Annotated in this window: 1 protein-coding gene; it reads right to left on the bottom strand. The window is 72.7% G+C overall.

Features of this window, described 5'->3' with window-relative positions; genetic code table 11:
• Window positions 1–177: 177 nt before the first annotated feature.
• Window positions 178–1,145 (bottom strand): dihydrolipoamide acetyltransferase family protein (locus tag G5C65_RS37550; protein ID WP_165303520.1); only part of this gene is annotated, 968 nt, incomplete at its 5' end.

Below are 1,145 nucleotides of genomic sequence, written 5' to 3'. Positions count from 1 at the left end.
GCTTGACGGGGAGGGAGGCGGCGGGGGTCATGTGCACACCATAGATACAACAGGCATGCAAACAACACCACCGTCCGGGATACGGACGGCGCGGGGCGGCCCGTGCCCAGCCCACATCGCCGAGCACGGGCCGCACCGGCCTCAGCTGATCAGCCCCAGGTCGTCAACCTCACGTCGTCAGCCCCAGGTCATCAGCCGCTTGGGCCGCTCCAGCACCGCGGCGACGTCCGCGAGCACCTTCGAGCCCAGCTCGCCGTCGACCAGCCGGTGGTCGAAGGAGAGCGCGAGGGTGGTGACGTGGCGCGGCTTGACCTTGCCCTTGTGCACCCAGGGCTGCTCGCGGATCTGCCCGAAGGCGAGGATCGCGGACTCGCCCGGGGGCAGGATCGGCGTGCCGGAGTCCACTCCGAAGACGCCGACATTGGTGATCGTCGCCGTACCGCCGTTCATCTCCGCCGGGCTGGTCCGGCCCTCACGGGCCGTGGCGACCAGCTCACTGAGTGCGGACGCCAGTTCGGGCAGGGCCTTGTCCTGGGCGTCCTTGATGTTCGGCACGATCAGTCCGCGCGGGGTGGCGGCGGCGATGCCGAGGTTCACATAGTGCTTGCGGACGATCTCCTGGCGCTCCTCGTCCCACGCGGAGTTGACCTCCGGGTGGCGCCGGATGGCGATCAGGAACGCCTTCGCCACGATCACCAGCGGGTTGATCCGCACGCCCGCCATGTCCGGGTCCTGCTTCAGCTCGCGGACCAGCTTCATGGTGCGCGTGACGTCGACGGTCACGAACTCCGTGACGTGCGGCGCGGTGAAGGCGCTGGTGACCATCGCCTGCGCGGTCGCCTTGCGGACGCCCTTGACCGGGATCCGGGTCTCCCGGCCCGGTACGGCCTCCGCCGCCGGCTCCGGCTCCGGAGCCGGGGTCGGGGCCAGCGGGGCCTCCGGAGCCACCGGCGCGGTCGCCGTCGCGGCGGCGTGGACGTCCTCGCGGGTGACGACCCCGTCCGGCCCGGTCGGGGTGACGGCGGCGAGGTCGACGCCCAGGTCCCGGGCGAGCTTGCGGACCGGGGGCTTGGCCAGCGGCCGGCCCTCCGGCGCCACCCCGGCCTTCCCGTTCAGCTCCGGGGCCGCGGGGGCTGCGGGGGCTG

The sequence above is a fragment of the Streptomyces boncukensis genome, from assembly GCF_011045075.1.
In the GTDB taxonomy this organism is placed as follows: domain Bacteria; phylum Actinomycetota; class Actinomycetes; order Streptomycetales; family Streptomycetaceae; genus Streptomyces; species Streptomyces boncukensis.
The sequence above is the reverse complement of the archived record's forward strand: the minus strand, read 5'-3'. Positions and strand labels throughout refer to the sequence as shown.